This window comes from Fusicatenibacter saccharivorans (assembly GCF_015557635.1).
GTDB classification, from domain to species: domain Bacteria; phylum Bacillota; class Clostridia; order Lachnospirales; family Lachnospiraceae; genus Fusicatenibacter; species Fusicatenibacter saccharivorans.
Map to the genome: position 1 here is coordinate 99,405 of NZ_JADNOP010000004.1, position 22,099 is coordinate 121,503.

The window sequence follows — 22,099 nt, forward strand, 5'->3', positions numbered from 1 at the left end:
CAGACAAGGGAATGTTCCTTTGCCTGCCGGGTTTTCTGCGCTGCAGTGCGGATTACGAGTTCTGATCGTCTTCGTAAATTCTCTGTACCTCTTCGGAAATCTGCTGCCGGATCGCGGAGAGATCGACATCCGGGATGCCGTCCTCGGTGATCTGCGGTTTGGAAGGAGAGGTATACGGCTTCGTGTCGCCCATGGAAGCTTTTGGGGATGTTTCTTCTTCGTCAAACTCCTCCGGAGCGGCCGGTTTTGCGGATGGCCGGCGGCGGATGATTTTTGGAAGATCTTTCTCATCGTCGTCATCGTCAGGTTCTTCCGGAACAAAACGGAAATCGTACATGGTGTTCTGCGAAACACGGGTACGGTTCGACGGTTTCTGATAGCTGCGGTACGGATCTCTTGCGTTGCCGGAAGAAGAGGAAGAGGAGCCGCGGCGTTTCTTTTTCTTCTTTCTGGATGGAAGAGGGTCGAAACCGGATCTGCGCTTCCGTCTGGCGCGCGCTTTTGCACGGTGTTCGCGTTCTTCTTCGTCGTCATCCTCCCAGTAGTCCGCCTCTTTCCACGGTTTAAACTGGAAGAGCATGCCTGCTGCGGCGAGAATGGCAGAGACAATCCAGAACATCATGTTCAGATCGAGGTCCTTGAAGAAATATGCCATGCGGATCGTCGTGAGGGCGCCGCAGATGGAGGTGACCAGGATTACGGAAATGCGTTCGAACGGAACGCAGATCAGGCCGATCACGAAAGCGACGAGGGCGACGAGTCCATAACCTGTGATATCGTTTGGATTGACGAGATGCCAGAGGCAAAAGCCGACGAGCCCGCAGATCAGAAGAAAAAGTCCGATCCGGTAGAGGACGAAGGCAATGATTGCGGTCAGAAGACCGGTGCCGACGGCAAGCGCCAGGGTGATCGTCGTGGTCTGATTCGTGTAGGTACCCGCTGCATAACCGGCGGCCGCGCCGAGAAAAAATCCGGGAATGACGCTCCAGAGCTTGCGGAGCGCATAGCCGAAGAAACAGTTCAGCAGGGCAAAAACAATCACAATCAGAAGAAGCTGCTGCTGGTAAACACCCATGACGTCCCGGACTTTATCGAGACCGCCAAGCAGCGTGTTGATGTTGAAAGTTTGCATATTCAGATTCATGATATTCACTCCTATATGATGTATCGGAAAAATAGATACAGGTTGTATTTTAGTACGGAACGGCGGTTTTGGCAAGTGAAATTGTGTTTGAGATCTGGGAAACGGCAGAATGGCGGCGGTGTGCATATGGTATAAGGAAGAGCAAAAAGGAAATAAAACAGGCATGAATCAGGATAGAGTGTATGAAAATAGAAGAAATTCCTATCAGGGAAATCCGATGGAGCGGCCGGAGCCGTTTTTTGCGGCACAGCCCTTATGGGGAAGAAGTATGGAGGAGCAGCAGGAAGCGCGGGAACGGCAGCGGATGCAGTCGTATTATTCCCGGACGGCATCTGATCTGCAGCGGCTGGTGGAGGCAGAGTGTGACCGCATGGATTACCGCGGCAGCATGATGTACGACGAATTCCCGGACCGGCTCATGATGGAGCACACCTGCCGGAATATCGCACGTCAGTACGGCAGGGAAAACGGCGGGAAGGATGAGAAAACGGCAGAAGAGGAACTGCTCGATTTGATCGGCGTTCTTTTTTATAATGAAATGTTCCGGAGGCGGAGCAGGAGGAAACATTATTACAATCTGTGGCTTTAAACTGCGCCATAAAGTAATAAGAGGGTAACACATTTTTAATAATTTTTCTGTTGTGGTTTTGCGGAAAACAGATTACAATATTAGCGGGGTTGTAAGGGGCTTTATTACACATGTTTACAAACGATTCAGGAAGTTTGGAGAGTATAAATGGAATTACAGAAATTATTACAGGATGAAATCCGGGAAGGGCTGTACCGTATCACGATCAGCGGCCCAAGAGGGGACAGTGAAGTGTCCAAAGTGAGAATACGCCCGGTTGAAATAAAAGGAAAACTGCTCTTTCAGTGCCAGGAGACCGTCGGCACGAAGGAGTTTCATAAAAATATGACAAAAGACGACGTGATCACCCGGATCAGCGACTGGATGAACGGAACCTTCAAGCAGATGCAGCTCGAATCCGACATCTGCACAGCATCTGTTCTGGTCAGCAAAAAGGGAACGATGACGATCAAAAAGAAACCGCATATGAAAGGAACCGGCAAACCCGTCAATCTGGCGCACAACCGGAAGAAACGGTATATTCTGGAAGAAGGAATCCCGGTTCCTTTTTTACAGGATCTTGGTGTTATGACAAAAGAAGGCAAAATCGTGCGGACCCGCTACGACAAGTTCCGCCAGATCAACCGCTTTCTGGAGTTCATCGAAGATATCCTGCCGCAGCTCCCATCGGACCGCGAGATCACGATTCTCGATTTCGGCTGCGGAAAATCGTATCTGACGTTTGCGATGTATTATTACTTCCGCGAACTGAAAAAACTGGATGTCAATATCATCGGACTTGACTTGAAAGAGGATGTCATCGCAATCTGCAACGGACTGGCAGAGAAATATGGCTATGAAAAGCTGCATTTCTATCAGGGTGACATCGCTTCTTATACCGGCCGCGACGAGGTCGATATGGTGGTGACGCTGCACGCGTGCGACACGGCGACTGACTATGCGCTGGAAAAGGCCGTCAAATGGAATGCAAAAGTTATTCTTTCCGTTCCGTGCTGCCAGCATGAGCTGAACCGCCAGATTGCAAACAAAGAACTGTATCCGATCATGGATTACGGCATCTTAAAAGAGCGCATGGCGGCGCTTCTGACCGACGGAATCCGGGCAAAGCTTCTGGAGAATGCAGGCTATGAGACACAGATTCTCGAATTCATCGACATGGAGCACACGCCGAAGAACCTTCTGATCCGCGCGGTAAAACGCCAGGAAGGCTCGAAAAAACTGCCGGAAGAACTGAAAGCGTGCATGGAAGCGTACCATGTGAAGCCGACACTGGCAGACCTCCTCACAGAAAAGGAGGAGCCGTGATGAATAAAAGAGCAGCAAGGATTCTGATCCTTTTTCTTGTTTTTGCCGCATCAGTCGGTGTGTTCACACACCTGATGAGCCATGAGACGACGGAGAATGCGACCGATCTGGACGCAGCGAGTCTTCCGGTGCTGTACATGAAGACCGCGGACACGACAGTGAACCGCATGTACGGATACCGCCAGGAGATGAACGGCGTAACGACAAGAGAAAACCTGACACCGCTGCCGACGGACCGTTCGCTTACGCTTGAAATTGATGCGAAGGGACAGAAAATTAAAAACGTGACCTATACGGTGGAAAGCACAGACGGCGGAGCGCTGATTGAAAACTCGGTGCTGAAATCGTTTGACGAGGACGGAAGCTATCTGAAAGCAGACTTCCAGTTAGAGACCGCGATTCTGATGAATCAGGAATATACGCTGAAGCTCGAGGTTGCCTACGGGGACGGCCAGTCTGCCTGGTATTACACCCGCATTGTACAGCGCAACGGCGTGGAGGTCGGCGATTATCTGGCCTACACGCAGATGTTTGCGCAGACATGCCTGGATAAAACGCAGGCGGAAGCGCTCGTTCCGCAGCTTGAGCCGGATGAGACGGGGGATAATTCTTCGTTCCTCAATGTCAACATTCATTCCAGCCTCGACCAGATTTCCTGGGGAAGCCTCGCACCGACGATCGTACAGCAGCCGGTGCAGCAGATCAAAGAAGCGAATGAGACGACGACCAGCATCACACAGGAGTACATGATCAGTGCGCAGGATGAGAACGGACAGACGGAGTATTATACCGTAAGCGAGTTCTATCGGATGCGAGAGTCCGACGGAGAGATTATTCTGCTGGACTTCGAGCGGAGCGCACAGCAGATCTTTGATCCGGAGCTTGGTGTTCTGACGAAATCCGGCATCAACCTCGGTGTGACCGGCGAGGATACCAAGTATGTGACGAATACGGCAGGTGATATTGTCGCATTTGTAGTAAACGGTGATCTCTGGTGCTACAACCGCAGCGCCAACAAGACGATCCGCGTTTTCAGCTTCCGTGAGAACGGCAGCATGGATGAACGGGAACAGCACGGAGAGCATGATGTCAACATTGTGCGTGTGGATGATGCGGGCGATGTGACGTTTGTTGTTTATGGCTATATGAACCGCGGAAACCACGAGGGTGAAGTGGGAGCAGCCGTTTACTATTATCGCGCCGAGCGGAATGTGGCAACCGAGGAGATTTTCGTTCCGGCGGATATTTCCTACGAGATGCTGAAAAAACAGCTCGACCGCCTCTCCTACGTCAACAAGCAGAGAGAGATGTATCTCTATCTGAATGAGAACCTGTGTAAGGTAGATATTGAAACCGGCACGACGACGGTGGTCCGGGAAAGTATCCCGGAGGACTGCTTTGTAGTATCGGAAAGCCAGGAGAGCATCGCGTGGATGGATGCGGACAATGCAAGCAGTGCGATGAACATCACCGTGATGAATCTGGAGAGCGGGGAAACGCAGCGCTTTGCGGCGGATGACGGACAGAAGATCCGGGCACTTGGCTTTATCAATGAAGACTTTGTCTATGGTATGGCAAACGACAGCGATATTTTAAAAGATATTTCCGGCAATGAAGTTTTCGCTATGCATACGGTGCGGATTGTCAGCATCGACGGAAACGTGAAAAAAGAGTATCATCAGGACGGCTATTATGTGACAGGCGTGTCGATTTCGGACGGCCTTCTGGAGCTGGACCGCGTGGTACGCCAGGAAAACGGCTATGCGGATGCGCCGGAGGATCACATCATGAACGGCGAGCAGCAGAGCCAGGAACTGGTGACGGGCCGCCTGGCAACGGTGGACGACAGAAGAGAGCAGCAGTTCCTTCTGGAATTCTCGACGAGCGGCAAAACACAGTCGCTTCTGACACTGACACCGAAATATATCTATTCAACCTTACGGACCGATCTTACGATGTCGTACGACACGGGCAGCGCAGATCTTTACTATGTATATGGAAAAGGAAAACTGATCGCCATTTTAAGCTCCCCGGCCGAGGCCGTACAGCTTGCCGATGAGAATGTCGGCGTTGTGCTGAACAGCAGCCAGTCCTATGTGTGGGAGCGCGGAAACCGCCAGCAGGGCATGCGCCTCGACGAGACAACGATGCCGTCGGGATTCCAGAGTGCATCTCTGGACGAAAACGTGCTGAAGGAGTCACTCGGTGATGATTACGAACTGCTGAACCTGACGGGCTGCACAAGAGAAGAAATTCTCTATATGATCAGCAGCGGCTGCGGCGTTGTTGTAAAGACCGGCGCGAACGAGAGTCTGCTTCTGACCGGATACGATATTTTTGGAAATTCCTGGCTGTATAACCCGGCAACGGGCGAGACAACTGCACTTTCTGACGATGACAGCGATGCATTGTTCGCACAGAACGGCAATGTCTTCATCAGTTATATTAAAAAAGTAAAGATCGAGTGATTTGCGGGGTTTTCTAATGACGCAAAAAGTGTTAGAATAAAGAAAGCACTATGAATATTTAGGGAGAAAAAAGACAATGAAACTTACAACCATCCGAGAGATTTATAAAAACCGGGAAGCATACCTGGACAAAGAAGTAACCGTAGGCGGCTGGGTGCGCAGCGTACGTGATTCCAAAACCTTTGGTTTCATCGTTCTGCACGACGGAAGCTATTTCGAAACCCTGCAGATCGTATACCACGATGAGATGGAAAACTTCTCTGAGATTTCCAAAATGAACGTCGGCGCAGCCATCATCGTAAAAGGTATCCTCGTTGCTACCCCGCAGGCAAAACAGCCGTTTGAGATTCAGGCGACAGAAGTTACCGTAGAGGGCGTTTCCGCACCGGATTACCCGCTGCAGAAAAAACGCCACTCCATGGAATACCTTCGTACCATTTCCCATCTGCGTCCGAGAACCAACACCTTCCAGGCAGTATTCCGTGTTCGTTCCCTCTGCGCCTATGCGATCCATCAGTTCTTCCAGGAGAGAGACTTCGTTTATGTCAACACCCCGCTGATCACCGGAAGCGACTGCGAGGGAGCCGGCGAGATGTTCCAGGTAACCACCATGGATCTTGACAATATTCCGAAAACCGAGGACGGCGCTGTCGATTTCACACAGGACTTCTTCGGAAAAAAGACAAGCCTTACCGTAAGCGGACAGTTAAACGGCGAGACCTTTGCACAGGCATTCCGCAATATCTACACCTTCGGACCGACCTTCCGTGCAGAAAATTCCAACACCACCCGCCATGCAGCAGAGTTCTGGATGATCGAGCCGGAAATCGCTTTCGCTGATCTGGAGGACGATATGGAGCTTGCTGAGGCAATGCTGAAATATGTCATCCGCTACGTTATGGAGCATGCACCGGAAGAAATGCAGTTCTTCAACAGTTTCGTGGACAAGGGACTGATCGAGCGTCTGAACCATGTCGTAAATTCTGAGTTCGGCCGTGTAACCTACACCGAGGCTATCGAGCTTCTGGAGAAAAACAACGACAAATTCGATTACAAAGTATACTGGGGATGCGATCTGCAGACCGAGCATGAGCGTTATCTGACCGAGCAGATCTTCAAGAGACCGGTTTTCGTTACCGATTATCCGAAGGAGATCAAAGCGTTCTATATGAAGCTGAACGATGACAACAAGACCGTTGCCGCTATGGACTGTCTGGTTCCTGGCATCGGAGAGATCATCGGCGGAAGCCAGCGTGAGGACGACTACGAGAAACTGCTTGGCCGTATGAAAGAGCTGGGACTTGCTGAGGAAGATTACGGATTCTATCTGGACCTCAGAAAATATGGTTCTACCCACCATGCAGGATTCGGACTGGGATTTGAAAGATGCGTCATGTATCTGACCGGAATGGGCAATATCCGCGACGTCATCCCGTTCCCGAGAACAGTAAACAACTGCGAGCTGTAATTACGAAAAGTGATATAGAAATTTAAAAAATACGGATGCCGGGTGCAGTGGAATCTAATGTGGATTTGGTGCGCCTGACGTCCGTATTGTAGTAATAGAGAAAATGAATCCAGAAAGGGGTATGCGCCTATGCGGTTTATTCATATTGCGGACGTGCATCTCGGCATGCAGCCGGATGCGGGATTTCCCTGGAGCGAGGAGCGCGGGGAGGCCATCTGGGAGAGCTTCCGGCGGATCATCCGCCTGGCCGGTCGGGAAAAGACGGACTTTCTGCTGATCGCGGGAGATCTGTTTCAGTGCCAGCCGCTTCTGCGGGAACTGAAAGAGGTCAACGATCTTTTTGCGTCCATCCCGGAGACGATCGTCGTTCTGATTGCCGGAAACCACGATTATGTGAAGCGGGAGAGCTTTTACCGCGGTTTCGACTGGGCAGACAACGTGGTAATGCTCCTGTCGCCGGAGCCGGAGTGTGTTGAAGTCCCGGAGAAGAAGACGGCGGTGTACGGATGCAGTTACGACAAAAAAGAGATCCTGGAAAACCGGCTGGACGGCGTGCGGCCGGAGGGCAAAATGAAATATCATCTGCTGCTCGCGCACGGCGGCGATGCCCGCCACATGCCGTGGAATCCGGGCCGCATGGCGCAGGCAGGGTTTGATTATATTGCGTGCGGGCACATTCATAAGCCGGGGATTCTTATTCCCGACAAAATGGTATACGCAGGCGCACTCGAACCGACGGATGAGACGCAGTTGGGGCCGCACGGCTACATCCGCGGAACGGTGGACGAGCACGGCACGCGGATTCAGTTTGTGCCGTTTGCCAGATATGAGTACGAAGATCTGGTGTTGAACGTGACGGAGGATCTGACACAGTATGCGCTGGAGACGAAGCTGAAACAGGAGCTGGCGCTGCGGGAGGATGGGAAGATCCGAAAAATCATCCGCCTGAAACTTGTGGGACACCGTGCCGCCGAGCTGGAATTTTCTCCGAAACGGCTGCTGGACTGCGGCAGAGTCATCTCTGTGGAGGATGAAACACGTCCGGCATACGATCTGGAACAGCTGAAGAAAACGTATGGCGCTAGTCTGATCAGCACCTATATTGAAGCATTTGAAACAAAGACGGATGCGCAGTCACAGAAGGCGCTCGACTATGGTCTCGAGGCGCTGCTGGCGGCACGCAGGAACGGCTGAAAAAAAGATTGCGGGAGGCGTAGAAGATGAAAATAGAAAAACTGGAAATCCGCAATTTTGGAAAAATGCAGAACCGCACACTGGAATTTTCCGATGGGATTCAGCTCATCAGCGGGGAAAATGAGAGCGGAAAATCGACCGTCCATACCTTCATCCGCAGCATGCTGTTTGGCATGACACGCGGCCGGGGGCGGGCGGCAAAAAATGATGTCTACAGTCGTTATGAGCCATGGGAAAATCCGGCATACTATGCGGGAGAGATGGTGCTTGAAAGCGGCGGCAAACGGTTCCGCCTGACACGGAATTTCGGGCGGCAGAACGCCAATGCAAAGCTGGTGTGCCTGACGGACGGCGAGGTGCTCTCCGTGGAGGACGGCGATCTTTCCATGCTGCTCGGCGGTGTCAGTGAGATTGTGTATGATAATACGGCTTCGATCGGGCAGTTAAAAGGCAGAACCGAGGAAGGGCTTGCGGATGAGCTGCGGAACTATATGGCAAATTACCAGGGGAGCAGCGATGGAGAGCTCGATGTGGCGGCGGCGCTGGATCTGCTGAAGCAGAAGAGAAAGCGCCTGGAGCAGGAACAGAAAAAGACGCTGGCGGGACTGGAAAAACGGAAGGAAGAACTTGAGACGAAAATTTCCGTTTTTACGGAGGAGTGCCGTCAGAGCGAGGAGAATCTGCAGCAGGCGAAAGAGCAGATGAAGCGGGATATTTATCAGAAGGATGTGCCGATCGAACGGGTGCGGAAGATGAAAAAAGAATCTCGGAAGAGCCGCAAATGGGGTGCCGCGTGCGTGGCGCTGGCTGGATTTCTCTTGTTCTTATGCATTCTGCAGTTCTTCCATATTGATTCGCTGCTGACGAGAACGGGACTCGGGCTTGCGATTGCGGCGCTCTTGTATCTGGCGTACAGTCTGTTCCGTCACCGGAAAACGGAGGTCGAGCAGGTCGTGACGGAGCCGGAGGAGCAGGCGATCCGCCGCCAGCAGTGGAATGTGGATCGCCTGAAGCAGGAGCTGGGGCAGAAACAGACGGTGCTGTCGAACCTGCAGAGTGAATACGAAGAGCTCTGCATTTCCATGACGGAAAAAGATCATCTGCAGGAAGAACTCGATGCGCTTTCCCTGGCGGGGGAGACGATCCAGAGTCTCTCCGTACAGATGCAGAGCCGGATCGGCGACCGCTTAAAACAGCAGATGTCAAAAACGCTGTCATCGCTGACGAATGGCCGCTATCTGCAGGTGAATATGGATGAGAATCTGCGGATCGGCCTTCACACCGCAGACGAATATGTGCCGCTTGAACAGGTCAGCCGCGGCACGATCGAGCAGGCGTACTTTGCGCTCCGCATGGCGGCGATGGATGTGCTCTGCGGCGAGGAGGAGCTGCCGGTGATTCTCGATGAATCGTTTGCGTTTTACGATGAAAACCGGCTGAAAGAAACTTTGAAATGGCTGGCGGAAAACCGGACGCAGGTGCTGCTCTTTACGTGTCAGAAGCGGGAGGAGGAAGCACTCTCGGAGATGGGAATTCCGTACCGGAAAATTGTGCTTTAAGTAATGCGGCTCGCAGAGAATCGGTGAGTTGTGGTTTGGAAATAAAGGAGAATAAAAGTTATGCTGACAATAGGATGTCATTTATCATCGTCCAAAGGATATCTTGCCATGGGAAAAGAGGCGGTGTCCATCGGGGCGAATACCTTTCAGTTTTTTACAAGAAACCCGAGAGGAAGCAAGGCGAAAGCCATCGACGAGGCGGATGTCGCAGCGTTTCTTTCTTACAGTAAGGAGCATGGAATCGAGCGCATTTTGGCACATGCGCCGTACACGCTGAATCCGTGCTCGAAGGATGCGCACACGAGAGAGTTTGCATGGATGACGATGGCGGATGATCTGAAACGGATGGAGTATACGCCGGGAAACTGCTACAATTTCCACCCGGGCAGCCATACCGGACAGGGGGCAGAAGAGGGAATCCGTCTGATTTCGGAGATGCTGAATGAAATTTTAAAACCGGAGCAGACGACCACGGTGCTGCTCGAGACGATGGCAGGAAAAGGAACCGAAGTCGGCCGCTCGTTTGAGGAGCTGGCGGCGATTCTGGAGCGCGTGGAATTAAAAGACCACATGGGTGTCTGCCTGGATACGTGCCATGTGTACGATGCGGGATACGATATTGTGGATCACCTCGATGATGTGCTTGAGAGGTTCGACCGCGTGGTAGGACTTTCGAAGCTGAAAGCGGTTCATTTGAACGACAGCAAGAATCCGTTTGAGAGCCATAAGGACCGCCATGAGAAGATCGGCGAGGGATCGCTGGGACTTGCGGCATTTGAGCGGATTGTGAAACATCCGGCGCTGGCGGGACTGCCGTTCTATCTGGAAACACCGAATGAGCTGGACGGATATGCAAAAGAGATCGCGCTGCTGCGCGGGTTTGCGAAATAGAGGAAGAAGGTAAGAGAAAGTGGAAAACACGAGAGAGAAGAATAAAAGATCTGACGGAAGAAAAAAGACGTATTTCGACAGGGAAAATAAAAAGAAAGCCGTTCGTACCGAGAAAACAAAGAGCGTGGCACCGGAAAAAGGAAAGCAGAAAAAGAGTTCATCATCGTCGAAATGTCCTTATCAGAAAAAATGCGGCGGATGCACATATCTGAACCTCTCCTACGAAGAGCAGCTCGCGAAAAAAGAGCAGTTCCTGAAGAAGACTCTGAAGGGCATCGTCCAGGTCAAAGGCATGGTTGGCATGGAAAATCCTTATCATTACCGGAATAAAGTCAATTCCGCCTTTGCACGCAAAAAAGACGGAACGATCATATCCGGCATTTATGAAAAGGGCACACACAAAGTGGTCCCGGTCGATGAGTGCCTGCTCGAGGATCAGCGTGCCGATGCCATCATCCGCGATATCCGCAGTCTGCTGAAGAGCTTCAAAATCATGATCTACAACGAGGACAGCGGCTACGGCCTCCTGCGCCACGTCATGGTGCGCACCGGCTTTGCTTCCGGCGAGATCATGGTCGTCCTCGTCTGCGTATCACCAGTCTTCCCGTCAAAAAACAACTTCGTAAAGGCCCTGCGCAAACTCCACCCGGAGATCACCACGATCGTACTGAACGTCAACGACCGCACCGACAGCATGGTACTCGGAAAACGCGACATTGTCCTCTTCGGACGCGGTTACATCGAGGATGAACTCTGCGGCTGCACCTTCCGCATCTCCCCGCAGTCCTTCTACCAGGTCAACCCGGTTCAGACGAAAAATCTGTACGAAAAAGCCATTTCTATGGCTGGCCTTACCGGAAACGAACGCGTCATGGACGCCTACTGCGGAATCGGAACCATCGGCCTCATCGCATCCCGCGATGCCAGAGAAGTCATCAGCGTCGAACTGAACCCGGACGCCGTCCGCGATGCCGTAACAAACGCCAAACGAAACCAAATCAAAAACGTCTCCTTCTACCAGAACGACGCCGGCGCCTTCATGGTCTCCATGGCTGAAAAAGGCGAAAAAGCCGACGTCGTCTTCATGGACCCGCCAAGAGCCGGCAGTGATGAAGCCTTTCTGTCCTCTGTCGTAACCCTTTCACCGAAAAAAGTGGTCTACGTCTCCTGCAATCCGGATACATTGGCGAGAGACCTGCGGTATCTGACGAAACACGGATATAAGGCAGAAGAGGCATGGGGGTATGATATGTTCGCGTGGTCGGAGCATGTGGAGACGGTAGTCTTGATGTCAAAGAAAGAGAAATAAATAGCGAAAAGTAGCGTATTTACGGGCTTTTTTTGAGATTAGGCAATAGCTCATGAAAGTCCGTATTTCTTATATTGAAACATATCTACTGAAAAAACGGTCAAAGGGTTTAGGCTGTGGATTAGATGTTATGAAAAAGCGTTAAGCATGAATCAGTAAATACAAGGAGGAATTAATATGGATTGGGCTATATTGATATTTGAAATTTTATTGACAGTTGCAGTGTTTTTAATTGGTTTGTTTGTCAAAAATTATCTTCCTTCATACATGGATGAAAAAGGTAAGAATTTAGCAACTAAAGAAGACATAGAAGAAATTACAAGAAAGACCGAGGAAGTCCAGCAAGAGTTCCGTGAAGGATTTGAACTTTTTTCAAATGATGTAAAGTTCAAATATGATTTCTTTTATAAACAGTACTCTGAGTTATACTGCAAATTGTATGCGATTATTATTCAGTCTGAGTATGTTAGGCATTTTATAGAACTGACAGATAAAAGAAATATACCTTTTGAAGAGGCTCCTTTTTTAGAAATTACGCCAACACACAAGGAAACTACTACTTTCAATATAAGCAAAGCAAATGGTTCATCTGTTACAAGAAAAACAGAAGAGATTGAAACACCGATATCGCAGTTTAACAAGAAAGAGTTGTGTGATTACATAATAAGCAATGGCAGTTTGGCTTCACAAAAACTGTTAAAGCTTGCGGTTGCATATAGATTTGCCGCAGACCATTATTCGGGAAATGGTTCAGGTGGAAGTATTGATGTTAAAGATATTGCTGATGAAGAAGAATTCAGAATGATAAAAGATATAGTCGTTGCAATTGTGCAGGACTATAATCTGTTAAGAAAAGAATTGAAATTGGATTATAATGAAAACGAAATAAAGACTGGTATTCCAGAATTATAAATTAAAACCCTCTCAACCATCATGGCTGGGAGGGTTTCGTGCGTGTATGATGTTAATATAAACTTCACAATTTAATACTACATTTATTCTTGTAATACTACATTTGTTGTGATACATTATTACTACAAGGAGGGAGCTTGATGGATACTTATAGTGTTAAGGAAATAGCAGATATGCTAAATACAAATCCAGAAACCGTAAGAAGATGGATTCGTTCAGGTAAGCTAGAAGCAATTCAAGAATCGAGAAAAGGCGGAAATGTAGTAACAAAATCAATGCTTGATGCTTTTCTTAAAACCTCTCCAAAGTACGCCGGTATTGCTACAGGGTTATTGGCTTCGCCAGTCGGCTTAACAACAGCTACAGCTGCGATTGTTGGAGGCATTCTTGCTCAACAGCTTATAAAGAATGATGAGATAAAAAATGCTCACGTTAATACTTCAGAAATACGTAAGTTGTTGTTAGGCAATATCCAATCTTCCAAAGAAATTATTGCTAGAAAGAAAAAGAGTATCAAGCATCTTCAGGAAGAGATTGACGAAGAACAACAGCGTATTAATGAAGCAGAAAGACTTATAAAAGAGCTCGATGAAAAGACTAAAAGTCAAGAGGAGGAATAGTATGGCTCAGAATTGGGATTATGCAGAATTATCAAAAGATGCAAAAGTAGCAGGAGGCCCAGAAAAGTATGTTGAAATGCTGGAGCTTGCAAGCAAAGAGGCAGGTAAAATGGAGATGCTGCCTTGGCTTGGAGTAGCGGCAGTTGGTGCTTCATTATTGGCTGCGGCAACTATTAAAGTTGTTGACTATTTCAAATCGAGAAAGAAGAACAACGAAACCGAAATAGAAAAAGCAAAAGCAGAAATCATAAATGGTATTAAAGAATATGATGCTGCACATCCAGATGAAGAAGGAGGTAGCGAAGATGAGTGAAAGATTTCCGGGAATTGATTGGTACTGTGACCGTTGTAATGTCTATTTGAATGACCAACCGGGATTTGATGACCATCATTATGTGTGGAAGTGTACCGAATGTGGTCATAAGAATAGTATTTCCGCTGATGATATTTATGAATCAGAAGAAGACTTTAGAAACTATAACAAATAATTTAAGGGAGCGAAAAGATGACTAGAGAAGAATTAAAAGAACAGATTGATGAGCTTATGCGACAGTATGCTGATGAAGAAATTGATGGAGCTACATACGCACAAAAGATGATGGAGTTAACTTCATCTGCTCAGAACGATAACGATTAAACTTGATTATTCGATAATGTGCTGAGGTGGTCAAACTATGCCTTATAATTACAAGGGTGATTTGTACAAAAGAGAAATTGTAAAAAAACTGCAGGATATGGGACTAGATGTTAAAAGCGTAAATGCTCTAAACAAAATCATGGAAAAAATGGGATTGCTTATTCATTACGGCGATTGAACTTTATGAAAATGGTGGAGAGCTGTTCGGCTGGTCATGGGCAAAGAAAGCGACAGAAGAGAAACAGGTTGCTATTGAAACTAAGGTGACTGAATAATCATTATAGATGGAGGTATTGGATGCGTATCAGTTATAACCCGTTATGGAAAATGCTTATTGATAAAGGTATGAATAAAAAAGAATTAAGAGAACTTAGCGGAATCAGCACAGCTTCTATGGCGAAATTGGGTAAGGGAGAGAACATTACTACAGATGTATTACTTAGAATTTGCACGGCGTTGAATTGCCAGATTAGTGATATTTTAGAAACCCTGCCAGATGAAGAAACGGAAAAGAACGAAGAGCTCCGAGAAAAATAAAAGGGGAAAATAAATGTTTGATTTTGGTAATGCGAATGATGGCCAAAGACAAGCTATTTCTACTACAGAAGGTCCTGTTCTTATTACGGCGGGTCCAGGTACCGGAAAAACCTATACTTTGGTGCAAAGAGCTATTTATTTAATTGAAGAACGAGGCGTTAAACCAGAAGATATTTTTATTGCTACATTTACGGAAAAAGCAGCGAAGGAGTTAATCACACGTATCACAAACGAATTGGCGAGTAGAAATATTACAGTGAATGTCAACGAAATGTACGTGGGAACATTTCATTCGCTATGTCTTCGCATTATTAAAGATCACTTAGAGTATACAAGACTGAAAAAAAACTACAGACTTTTGGATACGTTTGATCAGCAGTATTTGGTTTTTAGGAATATCTACAAATTCAGAACGATTTCTGGAATTGAAAATGTTATGCCAAAGGGTGGCGCTTGGAAATGGGCACAGGCAATCTGTGAATTTTCAAATAATTTGACAGAAGAGGTTGTAGATATTGACGCAATGCTTAGTGATCACGATATGGAAATATCAGTGATTGCTAAAGTTGTAAACACATACCAAGCGATGCTTGATGAGGAAAATTTAATGGATTTTTCTGCTATTCAAACAGAGTGTTATCGATTGCTGAAAGAGAACAAAGATATTCTTGAAGACTTGAGAAATTCGATTAAATACATAATGGTCGATGAATACCAGGATACAAATTATATTCAGGAACAGACTATATTTTTGTTAGGAACCCACGAGAATATTTGTGTAGTGGGTGATGATGACCAGGGTTTATACCGATTTAGAGGTGCAACGATACGAAATATACTTGAATTTCCATCTAAGTTCGACGTGGGAAAATGTCAGATAATACCGCTTGTGATCAATTATAGATCGGATAGCGATATCGTTGAGTTCTATAATAAATGGATGATTACCACGTCTGGATCAAAGTTCAAATTTGAGTGGGATAAATTCAGATATGACAAGAGAATCGTAGCTAACGAAACGTCTAAAATAGAGAGTCCGTGTGTCGTGAAATTAGCGAGCAAAGACGATGAGGATGAATGGCATGAGAGAGTTCTTGACTTTATAAACAGGCTTAAGAATTCTGGAAAGATTCAGGATTATAATCAGCTGGCTTTCTTGTTCAGTTCGGTTAAGCATGAGCGGGTTATATCGCTGGCAAGATTTCTGGAGTCTAATCATATCAATGTTTATTCACCAAGATCAGATATGTTTTTCAGAAGAGAAGAGGTTATGCAAGCACTTGGGTGTATGATGCTAATGTTCCCTAATTACGTTAAAGGTCTAGAGAATGGTGAGTATAAATTTTTAGATAACACACATTACTTTTATTTTAGAGATTGTATAAAAGCAGCTAATGAATTTGTAACAAAGCCTGAGAACCTTGAACTTAAGAGATTCATCCGAGCACACGGGAAAGGACATGCTACGCTGGCTGCAAATTCATCAGGGACAACAGATTACACATATTCTGGATTGCTTTATAGGTTATTTATGTATAAGCCATTCAGTGACATTCTGGATACTGATATTGGCGTTGGTGTAGTGGATATCAGGCCTGCCAGAAACCTTGCAAAGCTAACGCAGATAATCGGGAAGTTTGAGTATCTTCACAATATAGATGTTTTGACAGGAAAATACATCATTAAGAATACAGAGCTGCTATTCAACATGTATATCAAACTTCTCTTTGATGGAGGAATTGCAGAATACGAGGATGACGAAGAGTATGCACCTACTGGTTGTGTTTCGTTCCTTACAATTCATCAATCAAAAGGCATGGAGTTTCCTGTTGTGTTTGTAGATTCATTAGGGAATGTTCCGAGAAAAAGCTATAAGGATATTCTGAATAAAATCGAAGAGAAGTATTATCATAGAGAGGCCTTTGAACCATATGATGAAATGAAACTCTTTGATTTCTGGAGATTGTATTATACAGCCTTTTCCAGAGCACAGGATTTATTAGTGCTAACCTGCAACGAAGATAAGAAAACGCCAAGTAAGTACATTAAGGAAGTTTATGGCGAGCTTCAAAGTGTGGAGGCACTTGATCTTTCTGAGTTTACCTTTCATACAGTAAAGAGCGTGAATTTGAAAAATACCTTTTCGTTCACATCACATATTGCTGTTTACGAGACTTGTGCCCTTCAATACAAATTTTATAAAGAATTGGAATTTATGCCTATTCGTCAGGGAGCTATGTTATTCGGTACCCTGGTTCATGAAACGATTGAAGACGTACATCGTGCAGCACTTAGAAATGAGACCGAAAAAATAACTAAGGATAATATCACTAGTTGGTTTGACAGCAATTACATATCGCTTATCAAGACCGAACACGGCTATCTGGCCGAGGGACAGCGTAAAGCAGCTTTGAATCAGGTGCTTCGATATGTTGAAAGACAACATGGCAATTGGAGTGCCATACAGCAGGCAGAGGTCGATGTTAGCTTGGTGCAGCCGGATTATATCATTGAGGGAAAAATAGACTTAGTTAAAGGCGAAAACGGAACTGTTGAGCTTGTTGACTTTAAGTCGGAAAAAAAGCCTGACATAGAAAAAATGAGAGATCGATTGGAGCACTATAGAAGGCAGTTGCACATCTATGCCTATCTGATAGAGCAAAGAACCGGCCAGAAGGTAAGCAAGATGCACGTGTACTATACGGGAGAGGAAAATGGCAATCCCATGATCAGTTTTCCGTATACGAAGAGTGCGATAGATGGAACGGTGGCTGCGTTTGATGATACAGTCCATAAGATTTTGAAAAAAGACTTTAGGAGTTGTTCGAATGACCCCAAGACCTGTTCCAACTGTGACTTCAGGCATTATTGCCAGAAATAATTGAGAAGATTAAGACAACCTATGGAGGAAAATAAAAATGGATGAGCAATTGACTTTTGAATTTGCAGAGAGAACTACTATAAAAGGTTTCCCTGAACTTCGTTGGACCGGAAAGAGACCATATCGCTCCACACAGTATTACCCTGCACAGTTGCGCGAGCGTTATGGCGAGGAAAGGGACGGATGGATCAATAAGATATTTTGGGGCGATAACCTTCAGGTAATGAGTCATTTGCTTAAGGAATATCGCGGGAAGATTGATCTTGTTTACATTGATCCGCCCTTTGATAGCAAGGCTGATTATAAACGCAAAATAGCGCTAAAAGGTATTGGGAACACAACAAGTGATGCTACAAGTTTTGAGGAAAAACAGTATGGCGATATATGGACAAATGATGAGTATCTTCAGTTTATGTACGAAAGATTAATGATACTCAGGGAACTTATGTCTGATACTGCTTCTATTTTTGTTCATTGCGATTGGCACAAAGTTCATCATTTGAGATGTTTAATGGACGAGATATTCGGTAGCAATATGTTCTTGAATGAAATTGTCTGGCAGAGAACGCGAGCTGCACACTCAGATGCGACATATTTTGGAAAGGTTCATGACACCATTTTAGTATATAAAAAAGGTGGACAGGCAAAGTTTAATCCTTTGTATACGGAGCACTCTGAGGCCTATCTAAAAAGATTCACGAAGGAGGAAAATGGAAGGAAATATATGCTTGTTCCATTGCACGGCCCAGGGCAAGGGGTGGCAAGAAACTTTTTTGGAAAAATTATTGCACCACCGGCAGGACGTTGCTGGCCTGTGCAGTCTAAAATTGACGAGCTGATTGCACAAAATAGAGTTGAGTTGACTTCGAATGGTACGCCGAGTAAAAAAAGTTATTTGGACGAGAACAATGGAAACCCTGTATCAGATTGGTGGGACGATATTGTGCCGCTGAATCCGGTTGCAAGCGAAAGGACTGATTATCCAACTCAAAAACCGGAACAGCTCCTTGAAAGAATAGTTGAGGCTGCAACGAATAGAGGAGATTTGGTTTTTGACTGTTTTATGGGAAGTGGTACAACTCAATCGGTTGCTATGAAACTTGGCAGAAGATTTATAGGTGCGGATATTAATCTCGGTGCTATTCAAACAACAACCAAGCGACTTATCAATGTCGCAAGTGAATTAGATGGCCAGTTACAAGAGGAGATAAAATACACCGGTTTTGAAGTTTATAATGTAAACAATTATGACTTTTTCCGAAATCCTATTGAAGCAAAAAATTTGATTATTGAAGCGCTTGAAGTTCAACCATTTACTCAGGGGAATGTGTGGGATGGAGAACTCGATGGTCGCATGGTTAAGATCATGCCGGTCAATCGCATAGCTACCAAAGCTGATCTTGAGGAACTTAAGGCGAATCTTCCATATAAAACATATGAAAAGAGAAAAGAAGAGAATCCACGACAGCCGGTAGAACTAATAACAATCATTTGTATGGGTCATGAGCCAGACTTGAAGGCATCTTTAGAGCAATCTTTGTCCGAATATAAAGTTGATGTGCAGATAGTAGACATCTTACGAGATAAGTCTGAACTCCAGCTCAAGCGAGAGGCGGAGGCAGAAGTCGTTCGAGAAGGAAACAAACTTGTTATTCGCTCGTTCTATCCTATGAATTTGATGCAGAAGCTCTCTTTACAGAAAGAATATGTAGAGGATTGGAAGCAGCTTGTGGAATCTATTATGATTGATTGGAACTACGATGGAGTAGTGATGCAGCCGATGGTTACAGACGTACCGGATAAGAAAGAATTTGTTGCTGGTATATATGATATTCCGGAGGATGCCGGAACAATTAAGGTCAAGATTACTGACTTGTTATCCGAGTCTTTGGAAGTGGAGGTGTAAACCATGGCCAAAAAGTCTTCAATGACATTTGTAGAGGATTTTGCGTTCTACGAGCAGTTATGGAACTATTATGCTTCTAATAGAGGTAAAATCCGATCCAGATATAATGACTTAACAAAGAAGTTCTTAGCCTATAATGACAGAAATGAAAACCCGGATGCTTTTTTGCGTACACCACAGTTTGAAGCACTTGAAATGTATGTGTTTATTAAGGAATTTATGAACAATGCCCATATGTTTCAGATGTTTGATGATTGGAGAAATCATAGAGACAAATTTTCAGATGTCTCATATTATACAATTCACAAACGTGGACAGATAACTTTACTGGACCTTGGGGACGAACAGAACGAAGCAATTTTTAAGCAAATGAAAAAATACAGGGAATCTTATCCTAACTATATTTATGCTCTGACAATGGGACTTGGAAAGACTATCCTTATGGGAACCTGTATCTTCTATGAATTCCTTCTGGCCAACAAGTATCCGAAGGACAAAAGATTCTGTCACAATGCACTTGTGTTTGCTCCTGACAAGACGGTGTTGGAGTCTCTTCGTGAAATTATGACCTTTGATAAAACAAAGGTCGTACCACCCGAATATGCACGCGTGTTAGATGCCAATATAAAGTTTCATTATTTGGATGAGAGCGGAACTACTTTACAGACAATTGATGATTCAGACTTCAATATCGTAATTTCTAATAACCAGAAAATTATTGTCAAGAAAAAGAGGAAAGAGGATAAGCCTACCGATGTTTTATTTGGAAGCGACTCCCTCCTCGCTGATGTCTACGGCGACGATGATGATAGCGATGTGTGGAATGATGCAACGCTTATGGATAACCAGCGTTTTAAAAAACTGTGTCGTTTACCTCAGTTGGGGGTGTATGTAGATGAGGCCCACCATCTTTTCGGGGCTAATCTTGAGAAGGAATTACGTTCAGGAGGAGCAAATAAGACAACGTTACGAAACACCATCAATATGCTTGCAGAAGCAACATCGATAGTGGCTTGCTATAACTATACAGGTACACCATATGTGAAGAGACAGGTGCTGCCGGAGGTCGTCTATGCCTATGGCCTTAGGGATTCTATAAGCCATGGATTTCTTAAGGATGCAGACCCTATAGGGTTTGATAATGTTAAGAATGAAGAGTTCTTAAAGAAATCTATTACTATGTTCTGGGAAAGATATGGTGGAAAAACCTATGAGGGATTGCCACCTAAGATGGCCATCTTTGCTGCAAGCGTAGCGGAGGCTACAGATGTTGTAAGGCCTGCTGTAGAGAAGATTTTAAGTGAGTTAAATGTATCGCTTGATACTATCCTTGTGAATACGGGAGATACGACGGTTACAAAAAACGACGATATAAGAGACTTCAACAATTTGGATGTTCTCGGAACAGAAGGTAGCAGGAAGCAGTTTATCATTCTTGTCGAAAAAGGACGTGAAGGCTGGAATTGCCGATCACTATTAGGAATAGCTTTATTCCGTAGTCCTAAGTCAAAGATCTTTGTGTTACAGGCCACGATGCGCTGCCTAAGAAAACTGACAGATGAGCAGCTTAAGGCGACGGTGTTCTTGTCAAAAGAAAATCTTGATACCTTAGATGAAGAGCTACGCAACAATTACAATATGGAGATAAAGGATTTAGGACAATCTTCAGATAAGAAAAAGAATAGCTATAAGGTGCGTGTGCTTCCACCACCAAGAAGCATCAAGATGAAGCGCATCTGGCATGAGTATTCTCTGATAGAAAAAGAGTATTCAGAGCCGATTGATTTTAAAGTTTCGGAAATCGATGATGCTAAGTATGAGTCCAAGATGTATGAAAAAGGAAGTATCAGACTTGAGCTTTCAACCAAAGAAACTGTAATTGATGATATCAAAGATCAGATGAGATATAGCAGGTTTTCATTGGTTGGCGAAATTTCACGATATATGAACTTGTCGTGTGTTTTAATTAGTCGAATTCTTTCAGAGGCTATTGATGGATTTGACAACTTAGTTGAAGTAGTGAATAAGCATAACGAAGTATTGGATGATGTGATTATACCCAAAATCTTCAACACACTTTATGAGGTTAAATCTGAGCAGAAGAATGAGGATGTGGATGTAATCTTACTAAAAGAGCCAAAAGATTCAGGATATTATGAGTTCTCTGCCGATGAGAATTTGGTGATAGAAAAAGATCATAATAGTTTTACTCCTGAGGAAATCAAGAAAAGCTTTCATGCCGACACGTATTGCTTTGATTCAAAGCCGGAGAAGGAATGCTTCTTACAGTATATTTCAAGTAAAAAGGTTAAAGAAATATACTTTACTGGTATGTTTACGGCCAACCAAGGAGATTTATTTGTTCAGTATTATGATCCGGAATCAAAACGTATTAGGCAGTATTATCCGGATTTTTTGGCTAAGATGAATGATGGTTCATATCAGCTTATTGAGGTCAAGGGCGATAATATGATCGATGATGAAGTCGTAAAGGCAAAGGCAGAAGCCGCAGAGGAGATGTCTGTCGCAAGCGGAATGAAATACGTTATGTATGCGGGCAGTGTACTCATGAAGCAAAATGTATTAGAGCATCCGCCTGTGACATATTCCGATGAGCCGTCACCTTTGCTTATGGTAGCTGAAGACCCTGTGCCTTACGGCAAGTAATGATCTTAGAAG

General features: G+C 45.6%; 19 protein-coding genes. 18 read left to right on the forward strand and 1 reads right to left on the reverse strand.

The window, feature by feature from the left end; translation table 11 throughout:
• Positions 1 to 52: 52 nt before the first annotated feature.
• On the reverse strand, positions 53 to 1,144 hold the full coding sequence (locus I2G42_RS04790) for a TM7S3/TM198-like domain-containing protein (protein ID WP_195530796.1): 1,092 nt from the start codon (positions 1,142 to 1,144) through the stop codon (positions 53 to 55).
• A gap of 163 nt (positions 1,145 to 1,307) precedes the next feature.
• Between I2G42_RS04790 and I2G42_RS04795 the strand changes: the two genes are divergently transcribed.
• The 18 genes from I2G42_RS04795 (at position 1,308) to I2G42_RS04875 (ending at position 22,087) form a co-directional block, all read left to right on the forward strand.
• Positions 1,308 to 1,733, forward strand: coding sequence for a hypothetical protein (locus tag I2G42_RS04795; RefSeq protein WP_082424871.1), 426 nt, complete (start codon positions 1,308 to 1,310; stop codon positions 1,731 to 1,733).
• A gap of 147 nt (positions 1,734 to 1,880) precedes the next feature.
• Complete coding sequence (locus tag I2G42_RS04800; protein ID WP_055226654.1) at positions 1,881 to 3,038, forward strand: class I SAM-dependent methyltransferase; 1,158 nt, start codon at positions 1,881 to 1,883, stop codon at positions 3,036 to 3,038.
• The gene (locus I2G42_RS04805) at positions 3,038 to 5,506 is read left to right on the forward strand and encodes a hypothetical protein (protein ID WP_055226656.1); all 2,469 of its coding nucleotides are present in this window, start codon (positions 3,038 to 3,040) and stop codon (positions 5,504 to 5,506) included. The genes I2G42_RS04800 and I2G42_RS04805 overlap by 1 nt, the downstream gene beginning before the upstream one ends.
• Positions 5,507 to 5,582: 76 nt before the next feature.
• Positions 5,583 to 6,974 (forward strand): asparagine--tRNA ligase, encoded by a 1,392-nt coding sequence (asnS, locus tag I2G42_RS04810; RefSeq protein WP_055226658.1) that lies wholly within the window; start codon positions 5,583 to 5,585, stop codon positions 6,972 to 6,974.
• Positions 6,975 to 7,103: 129 nt separating this feature from the next.
• A complete protein-coding gene (locus I2G42_RS04815) occupies positions 7,104 to 8,168 on the forward strand; it encodes a metallophosphoesterase family protein (protein WP_055226660.1) in 1,065 nt (354 codons plus the stop codon).
• Between the two features lie 26 nt (positions 8,169 to 8,194).
• On the forward strand, positions 8,195 to 9,727 hold the full coding sequence (locus I2G42_RS04820) for an ATP-binding protein (protein WP_055226662.1): 1,533 nt from the start codon (positions 8,195 to 8,197) through the stop codon (positions 9,725 to 9,727).
• 60 nt (positions 9,728 to 9,787) lie between these two features.
• Entirely contained in the window at positions 9,788 to 10,618 is an 831-nt protein-coding gene (locus I2G42_RS04825) for a deoxyribonuclease IV (RefSeq protein WP_055226664.1), read from the forward strand.
• A 19-nt stretch (positions 10,619 to 10,637) separates the two neighbouring features.
• Complete coding sequence (gene rlmD, locus I2G42_RS04830) at positions 10,638 to 11,927, forward strand: 23S rRNA (uracil(1939)-C(5))-methyltransferase RlmD (RefSeq protein WP_055226666.1); 1,290 nt, start codon at positions 10,638 to 10,640, stop codon at positions 11,925 to 11,927.
• Positions 11,928 to 12,104: 177 nt separating this feature from the next.
• Entirely contained in the window at positions 12,105 to 12,839 is a 735-nt protein-coding gene (locus I2G42_RS04835) for a hypothetical protein (RefSeq protein WP_055226668.1), read from the forward strand.
• A gap of 140 nt (positions 12,840 to 12,979) precedes the next feature.
• Complete coding sequence (locus tag I2G42_RS04840) at positions 12,980 to 13,459, forward strand: helix-turn-helix domain-containing protein (protein WP_055226670.1); 480 nt, start codon at positions 12,980 to 12,982, stop codon at positions 13,457 to 13,459.
• A 1-nt stretch (position 13,460) separates the two neighbouring features.
• On the forward strand, positions 13,461 to 13,772 hold the full coding sequence (locus tag I2G42_RS04845; protein WP_055226672.1) for a hypothetical protein: 312 nt from the start codon (positions 13,461 to 13,463) through the stop codon (positions 13,770 to 13,772).
• Positions 13,765 to 13,947 carry a Sec23/Sec24 zinc finger-containing protein gene (locus tag I2G42_RS04850; protein ID WP_055226675.1) on the forward strand — a complete coding sequence of 61 codons (183 nt, stop codon included), beginning with the start codon at positions 13,765 to 13,767 and terminating at the stop codon, positions 13,945 to 13,947. Before I2G42_RS04845 ends, I2G42_RS04850 begins: the two co-directional genes overlap by 8 nt.
• Before the next feature lie 17 nt (positions 13,948 to 13,964).
• Positions 13,965 to 14,096 carry a hypothetical protein gene (locus tag I2G42_RS16570; RefSeq protein ID WP_256359661.1) on the forward strand — a complete coding sequence of 44 codons (132 nt, stop codon included), beginning with the start codon at positions 13,965 to 13,967 and terminating at the stop codon, positions 14,094 to 14,096.
• A gap of 37 nt (positions 14,097 to 14,133) precedes the next feature.
• Positions 14,134 to 14,274 (forward strand): hypothetical protein, encoded by a 141-nt coding sequence (locus tag I2G42_RS04855; protein ID WP_156327538.1) that lies wholly within the window; start codon positions 14,134 to 14,136, stop codon positions 14,272 to 14,274.
• A gap of 119 nt (positions 14,275 to 14,393) precedes the next feature.
• Positions 14,394 to 14,633 (forward strand): helix-turn-helix domain-containing protein, encoded by a 240-nt coding sequence (locus I2G42_RS04860; protein ID WP_055226677.1) that lies wholly within the window; start codon positions 14,394 to 14,396, stop codon positions 14,631 to 14,633.
• Positions 14,634 to 14,646: 13 nt separating this feature from the next.
• Positions 14,647 to 17,514 (forward strand): ATP-dependent helicase, encoded by a 2,868-nt coding sequence (locus tag I2G42_RS04865; protein WP_055226679.1) that lies wholly within the window; start codon positions 14,647 to 14,649, stop codon positions 17,512 to 17,514.
• A 37-nt stretch (positions 17,515 to 17,551) separates the two neighbouring features.
• A complete protein-coding gene (locus I2G42_RS04870) occupies positions 17,552 to 19,420 on the forward strand; it encodes a site-specific DNA-methyltransferase (RefSeq protein WP_055226681.1) in 1,869 nt (622 codons plus the stop codon).
• A 3-nt stretch (positions 19,421 to 19,423) separates the two neighbouring features.
• Positions 19,424 to 22,087, forward strand: coding sequence for a TnsA endonuclease N-terminal domain-containing protein (locus I2G42_RS04875; protein ID WP_195530797.1), 2,664 nt, complete (start codon positions 19,424 to 19,426; stop codon positions 22,085 to 22,087).
• Positions 22,088 to 22,099: the final 12 nt, after the last annotated feature.

Excerpts from the sequence above, each read along its gene's own strand:
- I2G42_RS04805 (WP_055226656.1), top strand. The coding sequence starts at position 3,038 with ATGAATAAAAGAGCAGCAAGGATTCTGATCCTTTTTCTTGTTTTTGCC.
- I2G42_RS04850 (WP_055226675.1), top strand. The coding sequence starts at position 13,765 with ATGAGTGAAAGATTTCCGGGAATTGATTGGTACTGTGACCGTTGTAAT.
- I2G42_RS04820 (WP_055226662.1), top strand. The coding sequence starts at position 8,195 with ATGAAAATAGAAAAACTGGAAATCCGCAATTTTGGAAAAATGCAGAAC.
- asnS (WP_055226658.1), top strand. The coding sequence starts at position 5,583 with ATGAAACTTACAACCATCCGAGAGATTTATAAAAACCGGGAAGCATAC.
- I2G42_RS16570 (WP_256359661.1), top strand. The coding sequence starts at position 13,965 with ATGACTAGAGAAGAATTAAAAGAACAGATTGATGAGCTTATGCGACAG.
- I2G42_RS04815 (WP_055226660.1), top strand. The coding sequence starts at position 7,104 with ATGCGGTTTATTCATATTGCGGACGTGCATCTCGGCATGCAGCCGGAT.
- I2G42_RS04800 (WP_055226654.1), top strand. The coding sequence starts at position 1,881 with ATGGAATTACAGAAATTATTACAGGATGAAATCCGGGAAGGGCTGTAC.
- I2G42_RS04860 (WP_055226677.1), top strand. The coding sequence starts at position 14,394 with ATGCGTATCAGTTATAACCCGTTATGGAAAATGCTTATTGATAAAGGT.
- I2G42_RS04845 (WP_055226672.1), top strand. The coding sequence starts at position 13,461 with ATGGCTCAGAATTGGGATTATGCAGAATTATCAAAAGATGCAAAAGTA.
- I2G42_RS04855 (WP_156327538.1), top strand. The coding sequence starts at position 14,134 with ATGCCTTATAATTACAAGGGTGATTTGTACAAAAGAGAAATTGTAAAA.
- I2G42_RS04835 (WP_055226668.1), top strand. The coding sequence starts at position 12,105 with ATGGATTGGGCTATATTGATATTTGAAATTTTATTGACAGTTGCAGTG.
- I2G42_RS04795 (WP_082424871.1), top strand. The coding sequence starts at position 1,308 with ATGAATCAGGATAGAGTGTATGAAAATAGAAGAAATTCCTATCAGGGA.
- I2G42_RS04790 (WP_195530796.1), bottom strand. The coding sequence starts at position 1,144 with ATGAATCTGAATATGCAAACTTTCAACATCAACACGCTGCTTGGCGGT.
- I2G42_RS04870 (WP_055226681.1), top strand. The coding sequence starts at position 17,552 with ATGGATGAGCAATTGACTTTTGAATTTGCAGAGAGAACTACTATAAAA.
- I2G42_RS04840 (WP_055226670.1), top strand. The coding sequence starts at position 12,980 with ATGGATACTTATAGTGTTAAGGAAATAGCAGATATGCTAAATACAAAT.
- I2G42_RS04875 (WP_195530797.1), top strand. The coding sequence starts at position 19,424 with ATGGCCAAAAAGTCTTCAATGACATTTGTAGAGGATTTTGCGTTCTAC.
- I2G42_RS04865 (WP_055226679.1), top strand. The coding sequence starts at position 14,647 with ATGTTTGATTTTGGTAATGCGAATGATGGCCAAAGACAAGCTATTTCT.
- I2G42_RS04825 (WP_055226664.1), top strand. The coding sequence starts at position 9,788 with ATGCTGACAATAGGATGTCATTTATCATCGTCCAAAGGATATCTTGCC.